We start from the raw sequence: 24,984 nt of genomic DNA on the forward strand, positions 1-24,984 counted from the left end.
CGGAACGATCGAAGGTGGACAGGACGGGTTTCATCGCCGGCCGGTTCGGCGAGTTTCCGGTGCGGTGGAACCTGGGTCCGCTGGGGCAGGGCCTACAGGACCAGCTCGCGCGCATCGCGCGGAGCCCCTTCGGCCCCAGCGAGGAGGAGCTACGCGCCAACCTCGCGGGTGAGGCCAGTGCCGACGCGGCGCTCTCGCTGCACGAATCCGAGCTGGAGGACCACACCGCCGAGGTGCCGCGCGATCTCACCGCGGCGGCGTTCTTCGACGTGGACAACACGATGGTGCAGGGCGCCTCGATCGTGCACTTCGCCCGCGGGCTGGCCGCGCGCAAGTACTTCAAGACCTCCGATCTGCTCGATGTCGCCTGGAAGCAGGTGAAGTTCCGGGTCACCGGTAAGGAGAGCAGCACCGACATGGCCTCCGGCAAGGAGAAGGCGCTGGCCTTCATCGCCGGGCGCTCCACCGCCGAACTGGCGGCGCTCGGTGAGGAGATCTACGACGAGATCATCGCCGACAAGATCTGGCCGGGCACCAGGGCGCTGGCCCAGATGCATCTCGACGCCGGCCAGCAGGTGTGGCTGGTGACGGCGACGCCGGTGGAGCTGGCGCAGGTGATCGCCAAGCGGCTCGGGCTGACCGGCGCGCTCGGCACGGTCGCCGAGAGCGTGGACGGCAAGTTCACCGGGCGCCTGGTCGGCGACATCCTGCACGGCCTCGGCAAGGCCCATGCCGTGCGTGCGCTGGCCATCCGGGAGGGCTTGAACCTCAAGCGCTGCACGGCCTACTCCGACAGCCACAACGACGTACCGATGCTCTCGCTGGTCGGTACCGCGGTGGCGATCAACCCCGACGCCGACCTGCGCGAGGTGGCCAAGAACCGGGGCTGGGAGATCCGGGATTTCCGCACCGGCCGCAAGGCCGCCAAGATCGGCGTACCGACCGCGCTCGCACTGGGTGCCGCGGGCGGCGCGGTGGCGGCGGCGGTGACCCGCCGCCGGGAGAACCTGTAGCGCGCCCTACCCGGTGAACGGGTTGCGGCGCTTGGTCAGCAGTTTGTAGAGCGTCTGCTGGATGGTCTCGCGGACCTGGTCGGTGACCTCGAACATGGTCATCGGATCGTCGGCGGCCTCCGGCTCGTAGGCCGTGGTGGGGATCGGCTCGCCGAATTCGATGTACCACTTCGACGGCAGCGGGACCGCGCCGAGCAGGCCGAGATGCGGGAAGGTCGGCGTCACCGGGAAGTAGGGCAGGCCGAGCAGCCGAGCCAGCGGCTTGATGTCGGCCAGCTTGGGATAGATCTCCTCCGAGCCGACGATCGAGCACGGGATGATCGGCACGCCGGTGCGCACCGCGGCGGCGACGAAGCCGCCCCGGCCGAAGCGCTGCAGCTTGTAGCGGTCGGCGTAGCTCTTGCCTACGCCCTTGAAGCCCTCGGGAAACACTCCGGTGAGCTCACCGGAACGCAGCAGCCGTTCGGCGTCCTCGCGGCAGGCCAGGGTGTGGCCCGCCTTGCGGGCGAGCACGCCGAGCACCGGGAGTTCGAAGATCAGATCGGCGGCCAGCAGCCGCAACGCGCGGTGCGCGACATGCCGGTCGTGCACGGCCAGCTGGAGCATCAGCCCGTCCACCGGCACGGTGCCCGCGTGATTCGCCACGATGAGCGCGCCGCCGGTGGCCGGGATGTTCTCGATGCCGCGGACCTCGACCCGGAACCAGTGCTCGGCCAGCGGACGCAGCGCCGGCAGCAGGACGTTCTCCAGCAGGTCGGCGTCGAAGCCGAATTCGTCGACCCGGTAGTCGCCGGCGAGCCTGCGGCGGGCGAACTCGGCGGTGGCGCTGATCTGCTTGCCGAGCTTCCCGCGCACGAGGTCGCCCAGCGACTGCGGCACCGGCGGTTCGCTCGCGGCGCGACGCTCGAGCAGGGAGGTGACGCGGCCCGCGGGTGCGCCGGGCGGCGGCTCGGGCCAGCGCCGGGCGGCCGGACGCGGCCGGGTCTCGGCGGTCACGTCGTGCAGGTGGATGACTTTGGCAACGTCGTTCATGTGTGTGCTCCCGTACCGGCCCCGAGCAGGCCGAGCAGTTTGTGTTCTGCGGCATCGATCCAGCGCGGATCGATGACGGGTCGCAGCGCTGCGCCCCCGATGAAGTCGTCGAACGCCTGAACGGTCGTCCACCGCGGCTCGAACCCGAGTTCGGTCCGCATGCGGGTGGTGTCCAGGCCACACCCGAAATGGAAGTAGTCGAGCTGTTCGGCACTGAAGTCACGCATCACCGTTTCCATCAGCGCGCGCCCCGCGGTGCGGAACACGGCGAACGGAAGCGGTAGTTCCAGTCTGCCCGAACGACGCACGGCTTGGGAGAGCGTGAGCGCGCCGTCGCCCGCGACGTTGTAGGTGCCGCCGCGGGCGGTGCGGGCGGCGTGCGCCAGAGCCGCGACCGCGTCCTGCTCGTGCAGCAGCTGCATCCTGGCATCGCGGCCGAAGACCGTCGGCGCGACCGGCCAGCGCAGGTACTGCACGCCACGGCGGGCCAGCCGCGGCCCCACCGTGGGCGCCAGGCGGAGAATGGCGGCGCCGATATCGGGACGGCGCCGGGCCATGCCGCGTACGAATCCCTCGATTTCGATCATGTCGCGCGCGAACCACCCGCTCGGCGGCTTACGCGCACTCATTTCCTCGGTGAATTTCGCCGGATCCTTCGGACTGCAGCCGTACACCGCCGAACTCGAGCGAACGACCACTCTACGAACCGACGGGGTTTTCTGGCAGACGGCGAACAGTTGCATGGCGCCGAGGACGTTGAGATCTTTCATCACCGCGCGGCCACCGGGCGACGGCGGACGGGACAGCACCGCGGTATGCACCACAGTGTCCACCTCGTTGCCTCCGATCACCTTGCGGATCAACGGATTCCGAATATCGGCGCGCACGAATTCGGCGCGCCCCATGCGGCGTTGCAGCTCGCGGCCCGGCGTCATGGTGTCCACCGCGATGATACGTTCCACCGCCGGGTCCTGGGCGAGTTCGGCGACGACGTGCCCGCCGAAGAATCGGCTCGCACCGGTGACCAGCACCACCTTGGGTGCGTGTGCGTCCCTCGCTTCAGAACCCACGTGCGAATCCCACCTGCCAGGCCCCCGGTTGATTATTCGTCACAAGAGTAACCGCTGAACTCCGCGATCGCGGAGAGTATTTACGAGGATCTAACGATGACTTCAGTCACCGGATACACAGCGGTTTCAAACCGAAATATTTCAAAAAGCGAGGCCCGCCACCGTGATCGGTGACGGGCCTCGCTTCGCGGTGATCGCGCAGGCTCACTTGCCGAGTTTGCGCCGCTGGACACGCGTGCGGCGAAGCAGCTTGCGGTGCTTCTTCTTCGACATGCGCTTGCGGCGCTTCTTGATCACAGAACCCATAGGGTGTCCTCGCGTTCTCTCTACTCGGCGCGCACGCGGTGACGTACGCCTAGCTGATTTCGGCGCCCGCGCCGCCGGACACCACGAACTGGCGCCGCAGGCAGGCGGACACGAACCGAGGTTTCATCCTACCGGTAGCCCCACCCGCCTCGGCCGCGGGGAGGACCGTGGCTCACCCGGCGTCGAAGTAGGACGTCTCCAGGTAGTCGTGGACGGCTTTGGCATGGACGCGGAAGGACCGGCCGACGCGCACCGCGGGCAGCTCGCCCGAGTGCACCAAGCGGTAGACGGTCATCTTCGACACCCGCATCAGATTGGCCACCTCGGCGACGGTGAGGAACTGGGTACCACCGCCGAGCACGGACTGGCCCGGCGAACCGGGACCGTTCTGCGCCCGGGAGCCGCCGCGGCCGCCGGACGGGCCCGGCGTTCCTGGTGACGATCCCGAGCTGTTTCCAGACATCTTGTTCGAAGACATCATTGCACCATCGACCTCCGGCACGTCCGCGCCGCCGGCTTCCCCACCGGCGGAACAGACACGCACGTGCTCCTTGAAGCTTAGCGGGACCAGTGGGATTACTGCGACGGGTGTGAGAAATCAGCCGCTCACGCCGGATTCATACCGTGGTCACTCCGCCGACGCGCCCTGTTCGGCCGAACGCTCCTTCGCCGCGTGCAAAGCCTCCAGGAATGCCGAGCGTACTCCTGCGCGCTCGAGCTCGCGAAGGGCCGCCGCGGTGGTGCCGGCGGGCGAGGTCACCGCGGCGCGCAATTCCACCGCGCTCTGCTCGGCCTCGTCCAGCAACGCGGCCGAGCCGACCATCGTCTGCACCACCAGATCGGTCGCGATGTCGCGGGACAGGCCGAGGCTGACGGCCGCATCGATCATGGCCTCGACGACCAGGAAGAAATAGGCGGGACCGGAGCCGGACACCGCGGTCACCGCGTCCATCTGCGACTCCGCGACCGTGACCACCTTGCCGACCGTGCCGAGCACCTCGGTGACCAGCTCGAGCTGGCTCGGCTTGGTGTAGCGGCCCGGCGCGAGCACGATCATGCCCTGCCCGACCAGCATCGGGGTGTTCGGCATGACCCGCACGACCGGGAACCCGGCGGGCATCTTGGCCTCCAGCCGGGCGGTCGGCACACCCGCGGCCAGCGAGACCAGCACCTGGTCGAGGTCGCCCGCGTTCAGCTCGGCCTTGCCCAACTGGGTCAGCACGGTGTCGACATCGCCGGGCTTCACCGCGATCACCAGCAGGTCGGCGCCGATGGCGGCATCGGCGACCTCCCCGGTGACCCGCACCCCGAATCGGCTCGCCACCAGCTCGGCCCGGTCCTGGTGGGTCTCGACGACCACCAGGTCCTTGCTCGCCCGGCCGGATTCGAGCAGCCCGGCGATCAACGCCTCCCCGATCCGGCCTCCACCGATCACCGCAATTCTCGTCATGGCCCTAAAGGCTAGCCTCGTCCGTCCCTCGGCTGTGGCAGCAGTGCGAGTTGCCTGCTCTGGGCGACCACCGCGCCGGTGCTGTCGAGCACGAGCTGGTCACAATCGAACATGCGTGCACCCACCTCCTGGGTGGTGGCGACGACGCGCAGCCAGCCCGGCGCCGGCCTGCGCCGCAGGTAGGTGGTCATCTGCACGGTCGGGGCCCAGCCGAAGTGGCCGAGGTTCATCGGCACCGGCGGGCTCATGTCGGCGGCCATCATGGCGAAGTAGGCGGCCACGTCGGGATCGCGCTGGTCGCCCTCGAACGGCCGGATCCACATCCGCAGCCGGGGCACGCCCTGTTCGCCGTCGAGGAAGCGGGCCCACTCCCGATCCAGCGCGAGGTCGGCGCCCTTGGCGACGTTGACGACCTTGCCCAGCGGCGAGCCCTCGTATTCCATCGCCCCGGCGGGCGGCTCGACCGGCATGTCGTCGTGGCGGTGGGCGAACCGTGGTTCGGCGTCGTCGAGCCTGCCGAAGGTGAAGGCGGTGCGCACCTTCGCCGTATCGTTCTGCGTCAGCGTGACGTCGACCAGGCAGATCTGGCGGCCGATCTTGCGGGTGCGCACCTCGTAGCCGACCTCGCCCGGCTCCGGCGCGCCCAGGAAGTCCGAGCTCGCGGCGATGGGGGCCATCCCGGCCGGCGCCGATCCGTCCGCGCGCAGCCAGGCGGTGGCCGCGGCGGCGCTGGCGGCCACCATCGTGCCGCCGTGCACCTTGGGGCCGATGGTCCACACGGGGTCGATGACACCGCGGTAGCGCCCGGCGTCCGGGGTCGGGCCGGGCAGCACGGTCAGCGCGCAGACCGCGGCGAACGGGGCGTCGGTCGCGGTGGACCGGTCGAGGTCACCGCTCACGTCGGTCGTCATCGTCACTCCTTCGTCGCCTCGCGGGCCGGCGCGGCAGCGCGCGGGCCGTTCGTACAGCGTAGAACGACGGTTGCGCCGACCTCGTGGCGCCCGTGGGAGCTACTGCGAGTTCGCCTGGACCGAGGCCGGGCTCGGTGCGGGCGCGACGCCGTTGAGGTGCTCGCGGGCGAAGGCGAGGGTGCGGCGCAGCATGGCCGCGCGCTCGGTGGTGCTGCGCGCGTTCTGGGTGTTGATCTCGGCGACGGCGTGCCCGGCGAATCCGCTGCGCACCAGGTGCGCGCACACCTCGGCGCAGGGCTGGCTGCCGGTGCCGGGAATCAGGTGCTCGTCGTGCGCGGCGCCGCGGCCGTCGGCCAGATGCAGATGCGCCAGTCCCGCCCCCATCCTGGCGGCCAGCGCCAGCGGATCGGCGCCCGCGGTGGCCGTGTGCGACAGGTCGAGGGTGTAGTGCTGGAAGCCGGTGTCGGTCGGGTCGTAGGAGGGGCTGAACGCGGTCAGTCCCCAGCCGGGGCCGCCGCGGCGCGCCAACCGCCGCGCGGCCTTCTCACCGCGGCCGAACAACGTGTCGGCGCGCATGGGAAACATGTTCTCCACCGCGACGATCACCCGGTGGTGCTCCTCGAGTTCGGCGACCTGGTCGGCGAAGCCCTCGGCGTAGCGGCGCTGCCAGCGGAACGGCGGATGCACCACGACCGTGTCGGCGCCGAGCGCCTCGGCGGTGTGCACGCTGCGTTCGAGTTTGGCGATCGGGTCCGCGCCCCACACCCGCTGCGAGATGAGCAGGCACGGCGCGTGCACGGCCAGCACCGGCACGTCGTAGCGGCGCGCGTAACTCTGCACGGTCGCGATGCTCTGGCTGGCCGGCTCGGCCCAGACCATCAATTCCACGCCGTCGTAGCCCAATTCGGCCGCATACCGGAAGGCGGCCTCGGTGTTCTGCGGGTAGACCGAGGCGGTCGACAGTCCGACCAGGATGTCGCGCCGGGAGGTGCCCACCCGGGTCCGATCCGACTGCCCGATGTGCCCCACGACCAACGCTCCCCTGATCAGTTCGTACTGAGTAGAAATGCCAGCGGCCCGAGCGTGACGAAGATGCCGACCACCACCGCGATGACGGTGCTGAGGATGTCGTCGGTGCGGCGCAGGATGCGCACCAGCGCCACCAACCCGAGGATGACGATCATCGCCAGGGCCAGCGCGACCCACGGCAGCATCTCCCACATCCGCTCGAAGCCCTTGAACATCAGCATGCCGGCGACGGCGGCCCCGGTGCTCTGCGCGCCGAGGATCATCCACTGGCGACGGTTGGCGTCGTGCTCGGCGTCGCGCGCCTTGCCACGGGTGCCCGCCCGGGCGGCACCCGCCGCCGGAGCCCGGCTCTTCAGCCCCGGGAACCGCTGCGGCGTGGCCGATTTCACCCGCGCGGCCAGGCCCGACAACGCCGGCTTGCGGCGCGGCGCGGCGTCGTCGTCGGCGAGGTCGTCGTCGGCCAGGTCGTCGTCGGTCAGGTCGTCGTCGAAGTCCTCGTCGGCCAGGTCGTCGTCGAAATCGTCGTCCTCGTCGGCGAACGGACCGTAGACGTCGGTGAGGTGTTCGTCGGCGAACTCCGCACCGCCGAAGTCGTCCGCGAGATCCGCATCGAACTCGCCGTCGCGGTCGCGGGCGGGTGCCCGGCCGGCGCGGCGGGCCGCCTCGGCGCGCTCGACGCCGTCGCGCAGCAGGTCGCCCGCGACGGTGGAGCCGGAGACGAGTTGCTGGTCCTGGCTGGCCAGGCTCCACGCGGCGGTGGGGAGGCCACCCGATTCGGGCGCCCGCTCCGGCGGCGGAGCGGCGGGCGCCGGGGCGGGTGGCTTGTGCCTGCGGGCGGACCAGGCGGGCAGCGCGCCGCGGTCGCGAGCCGGTGGCGGCAGCGGCTCGGCGGGCTGTGGTGCGGGGCCCGGGCGCGGCGGCATCGGCGAGAGGGGCGCGGGGCCGGGTCGGGATCGGGGACGGGCGGGGCCCAGGCGGCGGTGGGCGGGCCGGGCTCCTGACCGACCTCGACGTGGGTCTCCTCGGCGGCCTCGGCGGCACGGCGGCGCGCGGCGCGGCTCATCCGGCCGCTGTCGGGGCGCGCGGCCGGCTCCGGTGGTGCGGGTGGTGCGGTTGGTGCGGGTGGTGCGATTGGTGCGGCTGGTTCGATAGGAGCCGCGCTCGCGCCGAACGACGCCGGGTCGAAGCCGGCGGTGGGACGGCCGACGATCATCGTGACGTTGTCGTCGGGATCGAGCTTGTGCCTGCGGCCGCCGCGCGAGGGTCGCGCGGGCTCCTCGGGCGCCGGCTCGCTCGCGGCGGGGGCGCCGTGCCGCGATCCGGTGGGCTCCGAGGGCGGCGCGAGCGGGTTGTAGCGGGTGATCGGGCCCGAAATCGGCGAGTGCGTGGGCAGTTCCGTCGCGGGCTCGGGCGGGGCGAACGAATCACGCTCGGGCGCGGGCGAATCGAAGCTCGACGGGACGAAGCCGCCGGAATCGAAGGCCACGGGCCCGGCGGACGCTTCGTCGTCGGCGGCCGAGTGCGCCGAATGCGAACCGCCCTCGCGGATCACCGGCAGGTCACCGGTCAGCTCGGCCACCGAGATGCCGCGCCCGGCGCGCCGCCGCCTGCCCCCACCGGAGGCCGCCTCGCGGCCGTTGCGGGCGAGCAGCTCCGCGACCGAGAGCTGCTTGGATTCCTCGCTCATGACGACACCGTTTCGATCGGGTCGGACAACGCGGCCGCACCACCGGGCCGGGGCAGGCCGCCGCCCACCGCGCCCGGCATGGCTGCCGCTCGTGGTCCACCGCTCATATCGGTATCCAGTTTGCGCAGGATCAGCCCTTCCCGCAGCGCCCACGGGCAAATTTCGAGGGTGTCCAACGACAGCGCTCGCATACTCGCCTCCGCGACCAGTGCGCCGGCCACCAACTGCTGTGACCGATCCGAACTCACGCCTTCCAATTCTGCCCGGTCCGCGGCGGTCATCCGGGAGATGAACGCGATCAGCTGCCGCAGGCCGGAGCTGGTCAGTGTACGTCGAACACGCGGGCCCGCGCCCGAGGGCGCCGCGCCGGTCAGCCTGGCCAGCGAGCGGAACGTCTTGGACGTGCCGACGGCCAGGTCGGGTTTGCCCGCGTCGAGCAGTTGTTTGGCGGGCGCGACGAGTTCGGCGTCGAGCCAATCGCGCAGCACCGCGACGCGGCGCTTGCCCGGCGGGTCCTCGCGCAGCCACTGCCGGGTGAGCCTGCCCGCGCCGAGCTGCAGCGACAACGCGACATCGGGTTCCTCGTCGCCGCCGTTGCTCATCTCCAGCGAGCCACCGCCGATGTCGATGTTGAGGATGCGCCCGGCGCTCCAGCCGTACCAGCGGCGCACGGCCAGGAACGTCAGCCGCGCCTCGTCGACACCGCTGAGCACCTGCAGGTCCACCCCGGTCTCGGCGCGCACCCGCCCGAGCACCTCCTCGGAGTTCGCGGCCTCGCGCAGCGCCGAGGTGGCGAACGGCATCAGCTCCACGCACTGCGAGGTCTCGGCGATACTGGCGAACTCGGCGACCGTGGAGATCAGCCGCTCCGCGCCCTGGGTGGTGATGCGCCCCTCGTCGTCCATGTTCTCCGACAGGCGCAACGTGGCCTTGGTGGAGCTCATCGGCATGGGGTGCCCACCCCGGTGGGCGTCCACCACGAGCAGGTGGACGGTATTGCTTCCGACGTCGAGTACCCCTAGCCGCACATGAACACGGTACTGGGTCGACCAGCACTTACGAGTGGGCGAGGTGAACTGTTAGCGTCGAATGCTGTGACGGTAGGCGCAGCGGCGGACAGCCGGACCCGGCCCCGACCAGCAGGCAAGATCGACCCCGCCCCCGAGGTGGATCTGGACTTTCCTCGCGAATGGATCGAATTCCTCGACCCGGCGAACGACGAGCATCTGATCGTCGCCGACCTGACCTGGCTGCTCTCCCGCTGGACCTGCGTCTTCGGCACACCCGCCTGTCAGGGCATCATCGCCGACCGCCCCGACGACGGCTGCTGCTCGCACGGGGCGTTCCTCTCCGACGAGGAGGACCAGGAACGCCTGCGCGCCGCTGTGAAAATGCTCACACCGCAGGACTGGCAGCTCATGGACCAGGCCCGCAACGCCAAGGGCCGGGTGACCAAGAAGGGCTATCTCGAGCTCGACGAACTCGATGACGAGCCCGCGCTCCGCACCCGCCGCCACGAGGGCGCGTGCATCTTCCTCAACCGGCCGGGCTTCGCGGGCGGGGTCGGCTGCGCCCTGCACACGATGGCGCTGCGCCGCGGCCTGCCGCCGCACACCGTCAAGCCGGACGTGTGCTGGCAATTGCCGATCCGGCGCACCCAGGAGTGGGTGGACCGGCCCGACGGGGTGCAGATCCTGCGCACCGTGGTGACCGAGTACGACCGGCGCGGCTGGGGCCCCGGCGGCGAGGATCTGGACTGGTACTGCTCCGGCTCCCCGGACGCGCATGTCGGCGCCCGGCCGGTCTGGCAGTCCTACGCACCCGAACTCACCGAACTGCTCGGCGCGCCCGCCTACGAGGAACTGGCCAGGCACTGCCGCAGGCGGGAGGGGCTCGGCCTGATCGCCGTGCATCCGGCGACCGTACACGCCGCTCGCGCCGCCGAGCACGGCTGATACCAGGCGTTTCACCCGGCCGACGAGGTTTCGGGAGATTTTGCGAAACGACGACATTTCACAGTGACGGTCATTTACTGTGCGCTTGCCCACACCCTGCGTGGGCAGCACAGGAGACGAACATCATGAGCATCACCACACAGCGCGGACTCGGCCGGATCGGCTCGACCGTCGCCGGGCTCACGGCCGCGACGGCGATCGTCGTGTTCGCCGCGCCCCACGCCAACGCCACCGTCGACTCGGTCACCGTGTCGGGGGCGACGCACCAACTCGGCCAGACCTACACCCTGAAGGCGAAGCTGAGCGGCGCGAGCATCGGCCTGCTCGTGTACTGGACCGACAACGGACAGGACATCAGCGGACCGAAGGTGCCGTGGCCGGTCGGCGAATCCTCCATCGAGTGGACCCCGACCACCCCGGGCCAGCACCTGATCACCGCATCCCAGGGCGGCAGCACGAAAACCGTCGTGGTGAACGTCATCGATCCGAACGCCCCCGACCCCGACCCCGATCCCGACCCGGGCACCGATCCCGGCTCCGGCAGCAGCGCCGGCTCCGGCGGGCTCGGCGACCTGCTCGGCGGCCTCGCGGGCAGCAGCTAGGAGGCGGACATGACACGCACCGCACGCACCGCCGCGGCGCTGTTCGCCGCCGCGGCCGCGACCGTCCTGGTGGCGCCCTCGGCGCACGCCTCCGTGCAGTCGCTCGCGGTCGAGGGCAGCACCCACGTCGTCGGCGGCACCTACACCCTCACCGCCCAGGTCGGCGGCGCCTCCGGCGGTCTGCTGGTCTACTTCAGCGACAACGGCGAGTTCATCGGAGCGCCCACGGTGCCGTGGCCGCCCGGCAGCGCGACCATCGACTGGCAGCCCAGCACCCCGGGCAGGCACATCCTGACCGCCGAACAGGGCGGCAGCACCCAGTCGATCGTCGTGGAGGTCGAGGAGGCCGCGTCCCCGGGCAGCGGCAGCGGCAGCGGCGGATCCGGCACCGGCAGCGCACTGCTGCGCGGCCTGCTGTCCGGCAGCAGCAGCGGCAGCTGAACCGGCGGCCTGCGCGGGTCGGTGCCGTGACCCGCGCAGGCACCAGGACACCTCCCGGCAATCCCCCGGACACCACCGTGCGATTGGATTGCCGCATGAAGAAAGCCCTGACCGTCGCGTCGCTGCTGATCGGCGCCGCGCTGGCCGGCACCGGCCTCGCACACGCCGAGCCCGCCGCCGACCCCACCCAGTTCTCGGACGTCACCGCCACCTTCGTGGCCGCGACCGACCCCGCGGCGCTCACCGCCAAGGCGGACGGCAAGAACGTCGTCATGAGCCCCTACGGCGTCAGCCGCACCATCGCCTGCCGCGGCAACGGCACCACCGTGCCGCTCTACGACTGCATGCAGGAAGACGACCTGGGCTGGATCACCCTGCGCCTCACCGACGTTCCCGGCATCGGCCCCACCTGGATCTACCTGCCCTGAACCACGCGAACGGCAGACAGCACGACGGCCCCGGTCGATGGACCGGGGCCGTCGTCGGCCATACCCGCTGACCCGCTCACGCTTCGAGCTTGTACCCCAGGCCGCGGACGGTGACCAGGTGCTCCGGCTTGGCGGGGTCGGCTTCGATCTTCGAGCGCAGTCGCTTGACGTGCACGTCGAGGGTCTTGGTGTCGCCGACGTAGTCCGCGCCCCACACCCGATCGATCAGCTGGCCGCGGGTCAGCACCCGGCCGGAGTTGCGCAGCAGGTACTCGAGCAGGTCGAACTCCTTGAGCGGCAACGTCACCGGTTTGCCGTTCACCATCACGGTGTGCCGGTCGACGTCCATCCGCACCGGACCGGCTTCGAGCACGCCGCTCTCGCCGTTGCCGTCGAGCTCGTCGCCCGCGCCGCGGCGCAGCACGGCCCGGATGCGGGCGATCAGCTCCCGCGCCGAGTACGGCTTGGTGACGTAGTCGTCGGCACCCAGCTCGAGGCCGACCACCTTGTCGATCTCGCTGTCGCGCGCGGTCACCATGATGACCGGTACCCCGCTGCGGGTGCGCAGCTGCTTGCAGACATCCGTGCCGCTCATGCCCGGCAGCATGAGATCGAGCAGCACGATGTCGGCGCCGGAGCGGTCGAATTCGGCCAGCGCCGACGGACCGTCGCCCACCACGGTGACCTCGAAGCCCTCCTTGCGCAGCAGGAACGCGAGCGGATCGGCCAGCGACTCCTCATCCTCGACGATCAGAACACTCGTCATCTGCGTGCCTCCACACCATTGGGTCTGCCCGGCCCCGAGGGACGCGAGCCGTTTTCCTTCGTGCTCACCACGGCGCCGTCCGCGTCGACGTCGTCGTCGCCGCTGTCGGCCTCGAGGTGGGCGGGTATTCGCAGGGTGAACGTCGAACCGGTGCCCAATTTGCTCCACAGGGTGATCTCACCGTTGTGGTTGGCCGCCACGTGCTTGACGATAGCGAGGCCGAGACCGGTACCACCGGTGGCACGCGAGCGCGCCTTGTCGGAACGGAAGAACCGTTCGAACACCCGCTCCTGGTCTTCCTTGGCGATGCCGATGCCGCGGTCGGTGACCGCCATCGCGACGTACTTGCCGCGCAACGACCGGCTCACCGAGACGTGCGAGCCGGGCGGCGAATAGGCGATCGCGTTCTCGACCAGGTTCGACAGTGCGGTGACGAGCAGTGTCTCGTCACCGAGGACCTCGAGGCCGCTTGGCCGGTCGGTGCTCACGGTGATGCCCGCGGCCTCCGCGGCCGTGCGCGAGCGGTCCACCGCCTGCATCACCACGGTGTCGACGTCGACGACCTCGAGTTCGGGCAGCTTCTCCGCGCCCTGCAACCGGGACAGCGCGATCAGCTCGGTCACCATCTTGCCGAGCCTGCGCGACTCGCCGAGCACGCGCTGGCCGAAATGGCGCACCGCCTCGGGGTCGTCCGCCGATTCCAGCAATGCCTCCGCGAGCAGGCTCATCGCGCCCACCGGCGTCTTGAGCTCGTGGCTGACGTTGGCGACGAAATCGCGGCGGGTGGCCTCCATCCGGGCCTGCTCGGAATCGTCGTCGGCGAACAGGACCGTGAAGCCGGTCTCCTCCTGCGACAGCGGCCGCGCGACACCGCGCACGGCGATGCGGCTGCGGCCGGGCAGCGGGTTCTTCGCGGTGAGGTCGAACTCGGCGGACTCGCCGGTGGCCAGCACCTTCTCCACCGCCGCCCAGGCGCGCTCGTCGAGCAGCCGATTGCGGACCAGACCGAGTTCCTCGGCGCGCGGGTTCACCAGCACCACGTCGCGGTACTGGTCGACCACCGCGATACCGCTCTCGGAAGCGAGCACGATCAGGTCGAGCACCTGGCTCATGGTGAGCCCGGAATCGGCCTGCCGACGGGCGGCCTGCCGTGCGTTCACGTACGGGATGAGCAAGCCGCCGACGGCCAGTCCGACGACAGCCGCGAGGACTGCCAACAACACGGCCTGCGGAACGCTCACACCTGAATCGTACGGTCGCCGACCGCGTGACCAACGCCGGGTTCGCGAAGTTCCACGCAGGTCACAGGCCATTCCTGTCCTGTTGGGCAGGTGTTTACCCGCCGTTCGCCACGCGGGCGGCGGCCCGGCGTGTCGGTCGAAACGCAGACGGCGCCGCCGGATTCGGCGGCGCCGTCGCGGTTACCAGCCGGGGTTGCCGCGGACCGGGATGTTCACGAAACTGGGCCGCTCCGGGTCCAGCTGTAGGTGCTGCGGCTTCAGCCCGGTGTCGACGAGCATGGGCAGGATCGGCAGGCCCTTCGGGAAGTTGCCCGCGTACACGTCCACCCGCAGCCGGTGGCCCGGTTGCAGTACCGCCTCGGTGGCGGGCAGCGCGATGTCGAGGGTGGTCGGCTCGCCCGGGATCACCGGCAGCCGGTCCTCCAGGGAGGCCAACGGCCGCGGGTCGGTGTAGTCGCCGTTGGCGGAGCGGCTGCTGCGCGACTCGTCGATCGACCGCAACGAGGCCATCAACTGGCCCGAGGACAGCACCGTGGAGCGGCCGTCGGGCGCGACGTCGTTGACGGTCACCGACCAGTAGCCGTCGGCGGCGTCCTGCACCGTGTTCAACCGCACCGCGATCGGCCCGGAGATGACGGTCGGCTCGGCCACCGGCGCACTGGTGAAGGTGAGGCCGTTGGTCTCCTGGATCCGCGAATCGGCACCGCAGGCGTCGATGGCGGCGAGCACGCCCGCGGTGGCCTGGCCCGCGTCGTTCGAGCACAGGCCGGTCAGGCCCGGCGCGACGGTGAGGCGCTGGGTGCTGCCGTCCTGCTCGGCCAGCAGCGAGCCGTCGTACACGCTGCGCGCGGTACCGCTCGGCGCTCCCGACAGGTACATGCGCCGATGCTCGGCGCCCTCCGCGCCCTCGGCCGAGTCGCCGAAGCCGTTCTGGGTGATCCAGCCACCGCCCTGCTGGCGCAGCGTGACCGGACCGTAGCGATCGATCCCGTTGTCGATGTCCTTGAGCCAGCGGTCGAACCACGCCCGCTGCAGCACGTCCAGCCGGGGTGGCAGACCGGGCTCGGCGTATTCGTTGCCGGAGTTCAGGTGGTAGGTGTTGCCCATCAACAGCTGCTTGTGCCCGGGCGGCGCCGAGATCTGGTTGTAGATCTGGGACTCGGAGTAGGTGAACAGGTCGTGCCAGCCACCGACGACGAAGGTCGGGATGGTGATCCGGCTCGGATCACCCAGCCACGCCTTGCGTTCGGGGCTGCCGTCGGTGAGCATGCTGCGCACCCGCGGGTCCAGATCCTCGAGCCGGGTCTTGCTGTAGGCGTTGAGGAACACGTCCATGTAGGTCAGTGGCGAGTCCATGCGGTCGGTGAGCCACTGCTGGTCGAAGTTGCCGGTGACCAGGGACTGCACGTCCGGCACCCACTTGAGGGTGTTGATCGCGGTCAGCCACAGCGGGATGAAGTTGAACCCGAAGCCGCCGCCGGGCGCGAGCACGTCGGTGACGAGGTCGCTGCCCGGCACGATCGGGAAGATGGCCTGTAGCGCGGGCGGCGCCTTCTCCGCCGCCTGCACCTGGTTGATGGCGGAGTAGGAGATGCCGCTCATGCCGATCCGGCCGTTGGACCACGGCTGGCGGGCCGCCCAGTCGATCACCTCGACGGTGTCCTGCTGCTCGCGGTCGCGCAGCATGTCCCATTCGCCCTGCGAGAAGCCGGTGCCGCGGACGTCGACGACCAGCTGGGTGTAGCCGCTGCGGACCAGGCTGCGGTCGACGGCGAAGTTGCGCAGCTGGCCGCCCCCGAATGCCTTGGTGAGATCGGTGACGCCGGAGAACGGCGTGCCGGTCATGTCGATCTCGCGGAACAGCCCGATCATCGCGTCCGACAGGCCGGGCACCGAGCCCGCGTGGTCGGCGAGGTTGGACACCAGCTTGGTGTACGGCGTCATGTTGACCACCGTCGGCGTCGCGACGGGGACCGGATTACCGAGCACGTCGGCCGGGCGGTACAGGTTCGCCTTCAGCACCGTGCCGTCGCTCATGGTGATCGGAACATCCCAGGTGATGTGGATGTTCGGGAACTGCTGCGGCCCGTCGTGGGTCGCGGCCCATGCCTGGCCCGCCGCGCCACCGTCGGGCCCGGTGGGCAGCGGCGCGGCGGTGGCGCCGGAGCCGAGGAACGGCAGGAACAGGGCAGCGGCGAGGCCCGCCACGGTGACCCGGAACGCTCTTCTCATCGCGAGTGGTCCACCTCTCCTTTGAAATGGGACAGCGGAATTCTTGCACACTTACTCGCCGGTAAGAAGACGTGACCCACCACAGTGTGGACAACCCGTGCCCTGTGGACAACAGCTCGACACACGGGCCTGAACACACGTGGGGCCCGGCGGAATCCGCCGGGCCCCACGCGCGAACGACGAGTTACTTACCGCCCTGGCTCGCGACCGCGGCCGCGCCGGCGGCCGCCGCCTCCGGGTCCAGGTACTCGCGGGGGCGCACCGGACGCAGGTTCTCGTCCAGTTCGTAGCGCAGCGGAATGCCGGTCGGGATGTTCAGACCGGCGATCTCCTCGTCGGAGATCTGGTCGAGGTGCTTGACCAGCGCGCGCAGCGAGTTGCCGTGCGCGGCGATCAGCACGGTCTTGCCCGCCAGCAGATCCTTGGAGATGGTCGACTCCCAGTAGGGGACCATCCGGTTCACCACGTCGAGCAGGCACTCGGTCTTGGGGATGTCGATGCCCGCGTAACGGGCGTCGCCCTCCTGGCTGTACTCGTTGCCCGCCTCGATGGGCGGCGGCGGGGTGTCGTAGCTGCGCCGCCACAGCATGAACTGCTCCTCGCCGTACTTGTCGCGGATCTGGGCCTTGTTCTTGCCCTGCAGCTCGCCGTAGTGCCGCTCGTTGAGCCGCCAGTCCCGCACGACCGGGATCCAGTGCCGGTCGGCGGCGTCGAGGGCGATGTTGGCGGTGGAGATGGCCCGGCGCAGCAGCGAGGTGTAGACGATGTCGGGCAGGATCCCGTGCTCGGCGAGCAGCTCACCGGCCCGCTTGCCCTCGGCCACGCCCTTGTCGGTGAGGTGCACGTCCACCCAGCCGGTGAACAGGTTCAGGGCGTTCCATTCGCTCTCGCCGTGGCGCAGCAGCACGAGGGTGTACGTCATGCCGCGTAGTGTAACGACGCCGCGGCGACTCAGCCGCGGCCGCCCAGCGCCGTCAGCAGGCCCGCCCCCACCAGCGTGGCCTGCTCGCCGAGTTCGGAGGGCACCACCCGCAGATCGCCGAGGAACTCGATGCGGGCGTGCGCGCCGAGGGCTTCCTGCAGCGGCCGCCACAGCGGCTCGCCGGACTGGGCGAAACCACCGCCGACCACCACCAGGTCCACGTCCAGCAGCGCGGCCGCCGACGAGATGACCTGTCCCAGCGCGATTCCGGCGCGCCGCAGGGCGGCCTTGGCGATCCGGTCACCGGCCTGCGCGGCGGCCGCCAGTTCGACGCCGTCGCTGCCGGTCCAGCCCCGCTCCCGAGCCCAGCGCACCGCCGAGGGTCCGCTCGCCACGGCCTCCACGCAGCCGACACCGCCGCACGCGCACGGATCGGTGCTCCCCGGCACGATCATGTGCCCGATGTGCCCGGCGTTGCCGGTGTGCCCGACCGCGACCATGCCGCCGACGATGATCCCGCCCCCGATTCCGGAGGACACCGTCATGGCGAGCGCGTCCGGGGTCTCCCGCGCCGCGCCGAAGTGCCGCTCGGCCAGCGCGAGGCACACCCCGTCGATGGCCATCCGCACCGAGGCGCCGGGGAACAGCTCGCGCACCGCGTCGACCAGGGCGAATCCCTCGCGCCACTCGGGGATGTTGAGCGGGGTGGTGATCCCGGCGGGCGCGTCCACCGGGCCGCACGACCCGATCCCGACGACCGCCACCTCGTGGCCGTTGGCGGCCGCGAGCAGCAGTCCGGACACCGCCTCCCACACGCCGCTCTCGGGCACCCGGATCCGGCCCACCTCGTGGGTCACCCCGTCGGCGCCGACCAGCCCCACCGCGATCTTGGTGGCGCCGATGTCCAGTGCGAGAACCGTCATCTGCCCAAAACCCCCAACTGCCCAGGCAGCACCGGACCGCCGCGCACGGCGGCGGCCCGGTGCGTGCATGTTCGTGTCGGGCGGTAACGCTACGTGGTTGCCGCGCCGCGGGTGGCGTCAGGTGCCCGAGCTCACTCGTCCTCGGCGGTGTCCACCAGATGCTCGAAGGCGCGCAGGTTCTTCAGCGATTCCCCGCGCGAGACCCGCCACTTCCATTCCCGCCGAATGGATTCGGCGAAACCGAGTTCGAGCAGCACGTTGAAGTCGGCGTCCACCGCCTCGAGCACCTGCCCGAAAACGCGGTCGAGTTCGTCGGGGGTCACCGCGTGCGTGGCGATGCGGCCGACCAGATAGATGTCGCCCACCCGGTCCAGCGTGTAGGCCACCCCGTAGAGCCTGCGGTTGCGGCGCAGCAGGAATTTGTAGACGCCCTCGAAGTTCTCGTCGGGCTTGCGGCAGACGAAGGACTCGATCCGCACGCCGTGCTTGCCGACGGTGAGCATCACCGTGGTCTTGAGCTTGCGCTCACCGGGCAGCACGACGACGAAGACGTCGTCGCCGGGCCGGGTGTACTCGATCTCGCGCTCGCGCAGGGTCCGGTCGATGACCTCCGCGGTGTCGGTGATCTCGCTCATCGGCGCACTCCCATCCGGCGCCGCCACAGCGCCCGCGATCTGGCCTGGTTCGGCGTCATCCGGCCCGCGCCGACGCCGGCGCGCGCACCGTGGAATTCCCAGAGCGCGGCGGAATAACTCTCCAGCAGTCCTTCGGCGGTGTGCGCCCAGGAGAAGCCCGCGGCGTGCGCGACCGCACGAAGACCCATGCGGCGCAACCGGTCCCGATCGCCGAGCAGCGCACCGAGGGCGTCGGCCCAGTCGGCGGTCTCGTGCCCGCGCACCAGCAGACCGGTCGCACCGTCGCGCACGGCGGTGCTCAGCCCGCCGACGTCGGCGGCCAGCACCGGAGTGCCGCTGGCCTGCGCCTCGATGGCGACCAGGCCGAAGGACTCGCTGTAGCTGGGCACCGCGACCAGGTCGGCGGCGCGATACACCTGCACCAGCCGTTCGGGCGGCTGCGGCGGCAGGAAGGTGACCCGCTCGCTGATACCGAGTTCGGCGGCCAGTTCGATCAGCGCGTCCGGCCGCTGCAACCCGGAGCCGGACGGGCCGCCGACGATCAACACCCGCAGGGCGCGGCCGGGGTCGCGGCGCAGCAACTCCGCCGCCGCGCGAACCAGCACGTCGGGTGCCTTCAGCGGCTGGATGCGGCCGACGAATGCCACGATCGGCTCCCCCGGCGCCAGGCCGAGTTCGGCGCGGGCGGCCGCGCGGTCGCCGGGGCGGTAGCGGGTCAGGTCGGCGCCGGGCGGTACCACGTCGATGCGGTCGCGGTCGGCGCCGTACAACTCGACGAGCTGGCGCGCCTCCTCGGCGGTGTTGGCCACCATCCGGTCGGCCTCGGCGATGATCTGTTTCTCGCCGATCTCGCGGCTCACCGGCTCGGGGGCGTCGCCCTCGGCGAGCGCGGCGTTCTTCACCGCGGCCAGCGTGTGCGCGGTGTGCACCAGCGGCACGCGCCAGCGGTCCCGGGTCAGCCAGCCGACCTGGCCGGACAGCCAGTAGTGCGAATGCACCAGGTCGTAGTAGCCGGGCAGTTGCCTGGCCTCCTGCCGCAGCACCTCCGCGGTGAACGGGCACAGTTGGGTGGGCAGGTCCTGCTTGTCGAGTCCCTCGAACGGACCGGCGACCACGTTGCGCACCAGCACGCCCGGGGCCGCCTCCTGCACCGGCGGGATGTGCGAGGCGGTGGCCCGGGTGAAGATCTCCACTTCGATGCCGCGCTGGGCCAGCTCGACAGCCGTACGCAGCACGTAGACGTTCATCCCGCCCGCGTCACCGGTGCCCGGCTGGGCCAGCGGGGAGGTGTGCACCGACAACACCGCGATCCGGTTCGGCCGTTGGTCCACACGCTGACTCACACCATCCATAGTGCACGCCCACTTCCACGCTCGATTGCCCCGCCACCGGGCGAGTGACCGCTATCACACAGCGTTGCCCGCGGGCTACAGCCCGTCGACGAACTCGCGGACTTCGGCCACGAACCGGGCTCGATCCTCGATGAACAGGCCGTGCTGGGCGCCCTCCCAGAACGAGGTGCGGGCCGTCGGCACGGTCTCGGCGACGTAGCGGCCGTTGGCGAGGGGAACCACCGGATCGGCGGTGCCGTGCAGTACCAGCACCGGGACGTCGAGGGCGCGCAGCGTCTCGGTGTTGTCGACGGTGCGGTAGAACAGCGCCTTGCGCACCGCGGGCGGGGTGGACAGGCTCATGCCGAACAGCCGCTGTGCGTCGACGCCCTTGTCGGTGCCCTCGCCGGTGTTGGCGTTGCCGAAGGCCATGAACCCGCGCACCGCCTTGCCGGGGCTCTCGTCGAACACTCCGGGGATGGCCTGCCGCAGCGCCGAGCCCATCTCCGCGCCCGGCACGTCCACCCCGATGTTGGCCATCGAGCCGGTGTAGATCACCCCGGCGACCGCGTCGGTGCCGTGGGCGGTGAGGTAGTCGCTGATCACGATGCCGCCGTAGGACCAGCCCAGCAGCACCGCCGGGGTGCCGGCCGCCTCCGCGGCGAGCACGGCCGCGACGTCGGCGGCCCAGTTCTTCGGATCGTCGTAGCCGGAGTCCGGAATGTCGGAGTAGCCGTGGCCGCGCAGGTCCATGGCGATCACCCGGTAGTGCCGGGCCAGCTCGTCGGCGGCGGCGCCCCAGCAGGTCAGGTCGGCCGACCAGCCGTGCACGAGCAGCAGCGGGCGTGCGCCCTCCGGCCCGTTCACCCGATAGACGATCCTGGTGCCATCCGCGCTGACCGCGTCCCGTGTAGCCATGCACCGCATGCTAGGTGCCGTGGGCACGGACCTAGGATCGAGGGCCATGAGCACTCGCACCGCCGTCGTCACGGGAGCAAGTTCCGGCATCGGGGAGGCCACCGCGCGGCAGCTCGCCGCCGACGGCTACCACGTCTACGTCGGCGCGCGCCGGATGGACCGGCTGCGGACGCTGGCCGAGGAGATCGGTGGCACGGCACTGGAACTCGACGTCACCTCCGAGGATTCGGTGCGCGCGTTCACCGATGCGGTCGAGCGGGTGGACGTGCTGGTCAACAACGCCGGTGGCGCGAAGGGCCTGGCGCCGGTGGCCGAGGCCGACCTCGACGACTGGCGGTGGATGTGGGAGACCAACGTGCTCGGCACCCTGCGGGTCACCAAGGCGTTGCTGCCCAAGCTCATCGACTCCGGCGACGGCCTGATCGTCACCATCACCTCGGTGGCCGCCTTCCACGCCTACGACAACGGCTCCGGCTACACCTCCGCCAAGCACGCCCAGGCCGTGCTGCACCGCACGTTGCGCGGCGAGCTGCTGGGGCAGCCGGTGCGGCTCACCGAGATCGCGCCCGGCGCGGTGGAAACCGAGTTCTCGCTGGTGCGCTTCGACGGTGACGCCGAGCGCGCGGCCAAGGTCTACGAGGGCATCGACCCGCTGGTCGCCGCCGACATCGCCGAGATCGTCGGCTTCGTCGCCTCGCGGCCGCCGCACGTGAACCTGGACCAGATCATCGTCAAGCCGCGCGACCAGGCCGATCCCGGCCGCTTCGCCCGCCGCGGCTGATCCCGGCCGGGAGACTGGTGCCATGACCGAGGAAATCGTGGACGTCTCCGTCACCGCCGAATCCGCCGAGTGGCTGGCGGAATTCACCCGCGGACTGGTGCGGGACCGGTTGGCGGCGTGCGGCAACATCGTCAGCGGCGTGCGCTCCATCTATCGCTGGGAGGGCGCGCTCTGCGACGACAGCGAGGCGCTGGTGGTGTTGCACACCCGCCGCAGCCTGGTGCCCGCCATCCTGGACCGGGCCCGCGCCGAGCACCCGGCCACCACGCCGCAGGTGCTCGCCGTGCCGGTCGTCGAGGCCCACCCGGGATACCGGCAGTGGGTGCTGGACTCGACCGCGCGACCCGACGCCTGAGCCGCGCGGTCAGCGCGGCGGGCCCGGGGTGACCGGTGTCGCCGAGACCACCGGGGCCGCCGAGCCGTCGAGCGCCGACATGGTCCGCCAGGTGTCCCAATCGATGGTCCAGTCGTAAAGGTCGCCGTCGGCGGCGGACAGCGCGATGGACGTACCGGTCACCTCCACCGGGTCGCCGTACAACGCGGTCGGGAAGTAGGCCTGCGCGTCCTCGGGCGAGAGGTTGATGCAGCCGTTGGTGACGTTGGCCGAGCCCTGCGCGGCCAGCGAGGCCGGGTTGGCGTGGATGAACTCCCCGTTGTTGGAGATCCGCACCGCCCAGCGCTCCCGCACGTTCTCGTAGTAGGGCGGGTTGGACATGAGGAAGTCCTCGTACTTCTCGGTGACCACGTGGATGCCCGAGCGGGTGACGTTGCGCGCCTCGTTGCCCTCGCCGTAGCTGGCCGGGAAGTCGAAGATCACCTCGCCGTCGCGGACCACCTGCATCCGGTGGCTCGGCGCGTGCGCCCGCACGATCTGGCTGCGGCCGATGGTGAAGTCGGTGGTCAGGTCGGCGGCGCCGTAGTTGCCCCCGCCCAGGTCCAGTCCGTAGAGCCGCGCCGCGACGTGCACGGTGGTGCCGGGCGTCCAGTACTGCTTCGGCCGCCAGTGCGCGCGGGAACCGCCGTTGTCGTCGGGGAACCAGGCCCAGGCGCCCTCGGTCGGCGGGTTCGTGGTGACCGTCAGCGCCTTCTCGACGGCCGCCTTGTCCTGCACCGCGCCCTGGAATTGCAGGATGATCGGCGCCGCGATGCCGACCTCCTGGCCGTCGCCGATGTTGACCGTCGCCGGCTGGGTGTTCGCCGGGGTGAGGGTGGTGAAGCTGCCCTCGATCGGCACCGGGGCGCCGTCGGTGCCGACCGCGGTGCCCGACCAGGTGTAGGTGGCGCCGTAGCCGAGCGGTTCGGTGATCCGGAACGAGCGGTGGTCGGCGGCGAGCTCGCCCGCCACCTGCTTGCCCGCGGCGTTGGTCAGCGCGACCTGGGCGATGGTGCCGTCCTCGACCCGCACCGAGACCGGGGCCACCGGATTCACCTCGGTCGCGCCGTCACCCGGGTCCATGGTGACCTCGGCGACGGGACCGCGGGCGCCGCCGTTGTCGTCGCCGGAGCGGTCGATCGTGCAGCCCGCGAGCAGCGCGAGCACGGCGAGCAGTGCCGCCACGACGGCGGCCGGTCGGGTCAACGGGCGGTAGCTCACGTCTGTCGAATCTACGCGCGGGGCGGGCCGCGCGGCCGCACGCGCGGCGCGCCCCGCCGGGTTCGGGTGGCGCGCCGTCTACAGCCGCACGCCGACGGTGACCGGTTCGGGTTCGAGCCGGATGCCGAAGCGCTCGGCGACACCGTCGCGCACAGCGCGGGCCAGCGCGACCACGTCGGCGGCCCGGGCGGTACCCCGATTGGTCAGCGCCAGAGTGTGTTTCGTGGACAGCCGGGCGGGCGCCTCCGCACCGGGCCAGCCCTTGCCGAAGCCGGCGCGCTCGATCAGCCAGCCCGCCGAGAGCTTGACACCGTCCGCGGCCGGATAGGTGGGAATCGTGACCTCACCCACATGGGCGTGGATCGCGGCGCGTACCTGCTCGATCCGGTCGGCGGGCACCACCGGGTTGGTGAAGAACGAGCCCGCGCTCCACGTGTCGTGATCGGCCGGATCGAGCACCATGCCCTTGCCCGCGCGCAACCGCAGCACGGCCTCGCGCACGGCGGCCGCGGGCCGCGACTCGCCCTCGTCCGCCGCCAGCGCCGCGGCCAGCTCCCGGTAGCGCAGCGGCGCGCTGCTGCCGTCCGGGCGCAGCGCGAACTCGACGGCGAGCACCACGGCCGCGTCGCTGTGCTTGAGCACGCTGGTGCGGTAGCCGAAGCCGAGTTCACCGGGACCGGCCCAACGGATCTCGCCGGTGGCCCGGTCCAGCAGCCGCACCCGGCGCAACAGCTCGGCGACCTCCACGCCGTAGGCGCCGACGTTCTGCACCGGCGTCGCACCCGCGGAACCGGGAATGCCGGACAGGCATTCCAGCCCGCCGAGACCCGCCGCGACGGTGGCGGCCACCACCGCGTCCCAGTCGGCGCCCGCCTCGGCGAGCACGCCGTCGGCGCCGAGCTCCACCCCGCTGGTCGCGACCCGCACCACGACACCGTCGAAACCGTCGTCACCGACCAGCAGATTCGAGCCGCCCGCGAGCAGCAGCACCGGCACACCGGCGGCGTCGAGCGCCCGCACGGTCGCCACCAGGGCTTCGGTGGTACCGCATTCGGCGAGCACGGCGGGGCCGCCGACGCGCAACGTGGTCAGCTCCGCCAATCGCACCGCCTCGCGGACCGTCGCGCCGGTGCCGGCGAGCAGCTCGCGCACCTCGTCGCCGGTCACCGCGCGGCCCGGCACCACCCGTGAAATTCGCACGCCCCAGACGGTAGCGTGTCCAGTCATGGCGACACCCTTGGCGTTCACGGCCCGCTACACCCATCCCGTCTCCGCCGTGCGCGCGGCCTTCTCCGACGAGCAGTACTGGAAGGACCGTATCGCCGAGGTCGGCGGTCCCAACGCGCGCCTGGAATCGGTCACCGTCGAGGGCGATACCGCCCGCATCCACATGGTGCAGGCCATCGCCGCCGAACTGCTGCCGCCCGCCGTCACCGCCGTGCGGCCCGGCGACCTGATCATCCCCCGCACCGAGACCTGGACCGGCACCACGGGCGCGTTCGAGGCCCGCGTGGAGAACGCCCCCGCCCAGATGAGCGGCGCGGTGGCCCTCTCCGGCGACGACACCTCGGCCACGGCCGTGGTGGACGGCACCATCGAGGTCAAGGTCCCGCTGTTCGGCGGCAAGATCGAAGCCGCCATCAACGAACACCTGCTCGAGCTGCTGCGCGCCGAGGAGGAGTTCACCAACACCTGGCTCGCCGGGCGCTAGCCCGGG

At 71.1% G+C, this 24,984-nt stretch carries 27 protein-coding genes; 8 read left to right on the top strand and 19 right to left on the bottom strand.

Translation table 11 applies throughout. The annotated features are described in order from the left end of the window. The first annotated feature begins 14 nt into the window (after window positions 1–14). Window positions 15–1,013 carry an HAD family phosphatase gene (locus CRM89_RS19695; RefSeq protein WP_041561419.1) on the top strand — a complete coding sequence of 333 codons (999 nt, stop codon included), beginning with the start codon at window positions 15–17 and terminating at the stop codon, window positions 1,011–1,013. Between the two features lie 6 nt (window positions 1,014–1,019). On the opposite strand, the gene CRM89_RS19700 is transcribed toward CRM89_RS19695, so the two are convergent. The 9 genes from CRM89_RS19700 to CRM89_RS19740 form a co-directional block, all read right to left on the bottom strand. Beyond that, complete coding sequence (locus tag CRM89_RS19700) at window positions 1,020–2,045, bottom strand: lysophospholipid acyltransferase family protein (protein ID WP_060594207.1); 1,026 nt, start codon at window positions 2,043–2,045, stop codon at window positions 1,020–1,022. Further along, on the bottom strand, window positions 2,042–3,115 hold the full coding sequence (locus CRM89_RS19705; RefSeq protein WP_076574009.1) for an NAD-dependent epimerase/dehydratase family protein: 1,074 nt from the start codon (window positions 3,113–3,115) through the stop codon (window positions 2,042–2,044). Before CRM89_RS19705 ends, CRM89_RS19700 begins: the two co-directional genes overlap by 4 nt. 204 nt (window positions 3,116–3,319) lie before the next feature. Then, window positions 3,320–3,421: a 30S ribosomal protein bS22 gene (locus tag CRM89_RS19710; RefSeq protein WP_003402602.1), complete on the bottom strand. Its 102-nt coding sequence runs from the start codon at window positions 3,419–3,421 to the stop codon at window positions 3,320–3,322. Between the two features lie 172 nt (window positions 3,422–3,593). Next, window positions 3,594–3,899 carry a helix-turn-helix domain-containing protein gene (locus tag CRM89_RS32310; protein ID WP_228790710.1) on the bottom strand — a complete coding sequence of 102 codons (306 nt, stop codon included), beginning with the start codon at window positions 3,897–3,899 and terminating at the stop codon, window positions 3,594–3,596. Window positions 3,900–4,049: 150 nt separating this feature from the next. Beyond that, window positions 4,050–4,871, bottom strand: a complete 822-nt coding sequence (gene proC / locus CRM89_RS19720; RefSeq protein WP_060594203.1) for a pyrroline-5-carboxylate reductase — start codon at window positions 4,869–4,871, stop codon at window positions 4,050–4,052. A gap of 11 nt (window positions 4,872–4,882) precedes the next feature. Beyond that, a complete protein-coding gene (locus tag CRM89_RS19725) occupies window positions 4,883–5,782 on the bottom strand; it encodes a thioesterase family protein (protein ID WP_098085515.1) in 900 nt (299 codons plus the stop codon). A gap of 99 nt (window positions 5,783–5,881) precedes the next feature. Next, window positions 5,882–6,778 carry a sugar phosphate isomerase/epimerase gene (locus CRM89_RS19730; RefSeq protein WP_060595105.1) on the bottom strand — a complete coding sequence of 299 codons (897 nt, stop codon included), beginning with the start codon at window positions 6,776–6,778 and terminating at the stop codon, window positions 5,882–5,884. A 50-nt stretch (window positions 6,779–6,828) separates the two neighbouring features. Next, window positions 6,829–7,734 carry a hypothetical protein gene (locus CRM89_RS31815; protein ID WP_256385947.1) on the bottom strand — a complete coding sequence of 302 codons (906 nt, stop codon included), beginning with the start codon at window positions 7,732–7,734 and terminating at the stop codon, window positions 6,829–6,831. Between the two features lie 760 nt (window positions 7,735–8,494). Then, on the bottom strand, window positions 8,495–9,526 hold the full coding sequence (locus CRM89_RS19740; protein WP_011211715.1) for a Ppx/GppA phosphatase family protein: 1,032 nt from the start codon (window positions 9,524–9,526) through the stop codon (window positions 8,495–8,497). A 66-nt stretch (window positions 9,527–9,592) separates the two neighbouring features. Between CRM89_RS19740 and CRM89_RS19745 the strand changes: the two genes are divergently transcribed. The 4 genes from CRM89_RS19745 (at window position 9,593) to CRM89_RS19760 (ending at window position 11,924) form a co-directional block, all read left to right on the top strand. Next, a complete protein-coding gene (locus CRM89_RS19745) occupies window positions 9,593–10,453 on the top strand; it encodes a hypothetical protein (protein WP_229434793.1) in 861 nt (286 codons plus the stop codon). Window positions 10,454–10,578: 125 nt separating this feature from the next. Next, complete coding sequence (locus CRM89_RS19750; protein ID WP_060594200.1) at window positions 10,579–11,055, top strand: hypothetical protein; 477 nt, start codon at window positions 10,579–10,581, stop codon at window positions 11,053–11,055. 9 nt (window positions 11,056–11,064) lie between these two features. Continuing rightward, window positions 11,065–11,496 carry an Ig-like domain-containing protein gene (locus CRM89_RS19755; RefSeq protein ID WP_060594198.1) on the top strand — a complete coding sequence of 144 codons (432 nt, stop codon included), beginning with the start codon at window positions 11,065–11,067 and terminating at the stop codon, window positions 11,494–11,496. A 95-nt stretch (window positions 11,497–11,591) separates the two neighbouring features. Beyond that, window positions 11,592–11,924 carry a hypothetical protein gene (locus CRM89_RS19760; RefSeq protein WP_106427581.1) on the top strand — a complete coding sequence of 111 codons (333 nt, stop codon included), beginning with the start codon at window positions 11,592–11,594 and terminating at the stop codon, window positions 11,922–11,924. Window positions 11,925–12,000: 76 nt separating this feature from the next. On the opposite strand, the gene CRM89_RS19765 is transcribed toward CRM89_RS19760, so the two are convergent. The 8 genes from CRM89_RS19765 to CRM89_RS19800 all read right to left on the bottom strand — a co-directional run bounded on the left by CRM89_RS19765 (window position 12,001) and on the right by CRM89_RS19800 (window position 20,892). Further along, the gene (locus tag CRM89_RS19765) at window positions 12,001–12,690 is read right to left on the bottom strand and encodes a response regulator transcription factor (protein ID WP_011211720.1); all 690 of its coding nucleotides are present in this window, start codon (window positions 12,688–12,690) and stop codon (window positions 12,001–12,003) included. Continuing rightward, on the bottom strand, window positions 12,687–13,931 hold the full coding sequence (locus CRM89_RS19770; protein ID WP_098085518.1) for a cell wall metabolism sensor histidine kinase WalK: 1,245 nt from the start codon (window positions 13,929–13,931) through the stop codon (window positions 12,687–12,689). The genes CRM89_RS19765 and CRM89_RS19770 overlap by 4 nt, the downstream gene beginning before the upstream one ends. A gap of 180 nt (window positions 13,932–14,111) precedes the next feature. Further along, window positions 14,112–16,163, bottom strand: a complete 2,052-nt coding sequence (locus CRM89_RS19775; RefSeq protein WP_060594194.1) for a CocE/NonD family hydrolase — start codon at window positions 16,161–16,163, stop codon at window positions 14,112–14,114. Between the two features lie 184 nt (window positions 16,164–16,347). After that, the gene (locus tag CRM89_RS19780) at window positions 16,348–17,085 is read right to left on the bottom strand and encodes a phosphoglyceromutase (RefSeq protein ID WP_011211723.1); all 738 of its coding nucleotides are present in this window, start codon (window positions 17,083–17,085) and stop codon (window positions 16,348–16,350) included. Window positions 17,086–17,114: 29 nt separating this feature from the next. Beyond that, window positions 17,115–18,008 carry an ROK family protein gene (locus CRM89_RS19785; RefSeq protein ID WP_011211724.1) on the bottom strand — a complete coding sequence of 298 codons (894 nt, stop codon included), beginning with the start codon at window positions 18,006–18,008 and terminating at the stop codon, window positions 17,115–17,117. Window positions 18,009–18,139: 131 nt separating this feature from the next. After that, a complete protein-coding gene (locus CRM89_RS19790) occupies window positions 18,140–18,643 on the bottom strand; it encodes a YbjN domain-containing protein (RefSeq protein WP_011211725.1) in 504 nt (167 codons plus the stop codon). Beyond that, the gene (mshA, locus tag CRM89_RS19795) at window positions 18,640–19,995 is read right to left on the bottom strand and encodes a D-inositol-3-phosphate glycosyltransferase (protein ID WP_011211726.1); all 1,356 of its coding nucleotides are present in this window, start codon (window positions 19,993–19,995) and stop codon (window positions 18,640–18,642) included. The genes CRM89_RS19790 and mshA overlap by 4 nt, the downstream gene beginning before the upstream one ends. Window positions 19,996–20,070: 75 nt before the next feature. Continuing rightward, window positions 20,071–20,892 (bottom strand): alpha/beta fold hydrolase, encoded by an 822-nt coding sequence (locus CRM89_RS19800; protein ID WP_086842730.1) that lies wholly within the window; start codon window positions 20,890–20,892, stop codon window positions 20,071–20,073. A 46-nt stretch (window positions 20,893–20,938) separates the two neighbouring features. Here CRM89_RS19800 and CRM89_RS19805 point away from each other — a divergent pair, with 46 nt between their 5' ends. Both CRM89_RS19805 and cutA read left to right on the top strand, forming a co-directional pair. After that, window positions 20,939–21,673, top strand: coding sequence for an SDR family oxidoreductase (locus CRM89_RS19805; RefSeq protein ID WP_011211728.1), 735 nt, complete (start codon window positions 20,939–20,941; stop codon window positions 21,671–21,673). A 22-nt stretch (window positions 21,674–21,695) separates the two neighbouring features. Further along, window positions 21,696–22,028 carry a divalent-cation tolerance protein CutA gene (cutA, locus tag CRM89_RS19810; RefSeq protein ID WP_098085521.1) on the top strand — a complete coding sequence of 111 codons (333 nt, stop codon included), beginning with the start codon at window positions 21,696–21,698 and terminating at the stop codon, window positions 22,026–22,028. 9 nt (window positions 22,029–22,037) lie between these two features. Here the strand turns inward: cutA and CRM89_RS19815 are convergent, their stop codons facing one another. Both CRM89_RS19815 and CRM89_RS19820 read right to left on the bottom strand, forming a co-directional pair. Beyond that, window positions 22,038–23,267, bottom strand: coding sequence for an Ig-like domain-containing protein (locus CRM89_RS19815; RefSeq protein WP_098085524.1), 1,230 nt, complete (start codon window positions 23,265–23,267; stop codon window positions 22,038–22,040). 78 nt (window positions 23,268–23,345) lie between these two features. Beyond that, window positions 23,346–24,434: a UDP-N-acetylmuramate dehydrogenase gene (locus tag CRM89_RS19820; protein ID WP_229435092.1), complete on the bottom strand. Its 1,089-nt coding sequence runs from the start codon at window positions 24,432–24,434 to the stop codon at window positions 23,346–23,348. A 58-nt stretch (window positions 24,435–24,492) separates the two neighbouring features. Between CRM89_RS19820 and CRM89_RS19825 the strand changes: the two genes are divergently transcribed. Next, window positions 24,493–24,978, top strand: a complete 486-nt coding sequence (locus CRM89_RS19825) for a DUF2505 domain-containing protein (RefSeq protein WP_011211732.1) — start codon at window positions 24,493–24,495, stop codon at window positions 24,976–24,978. Window positions 24,979–24,984: the final 6 nt, after the last annotated feature.

The organism is Nocardia sp. FDAARGOS_372, assembly GCF_002554515.1.
Lineage (GTDB): Bacteria > Actinomycetota > Actinomycetes > Mycobacteriales > Mycobacteriaceae > Nocardia > Nocardia farcinica.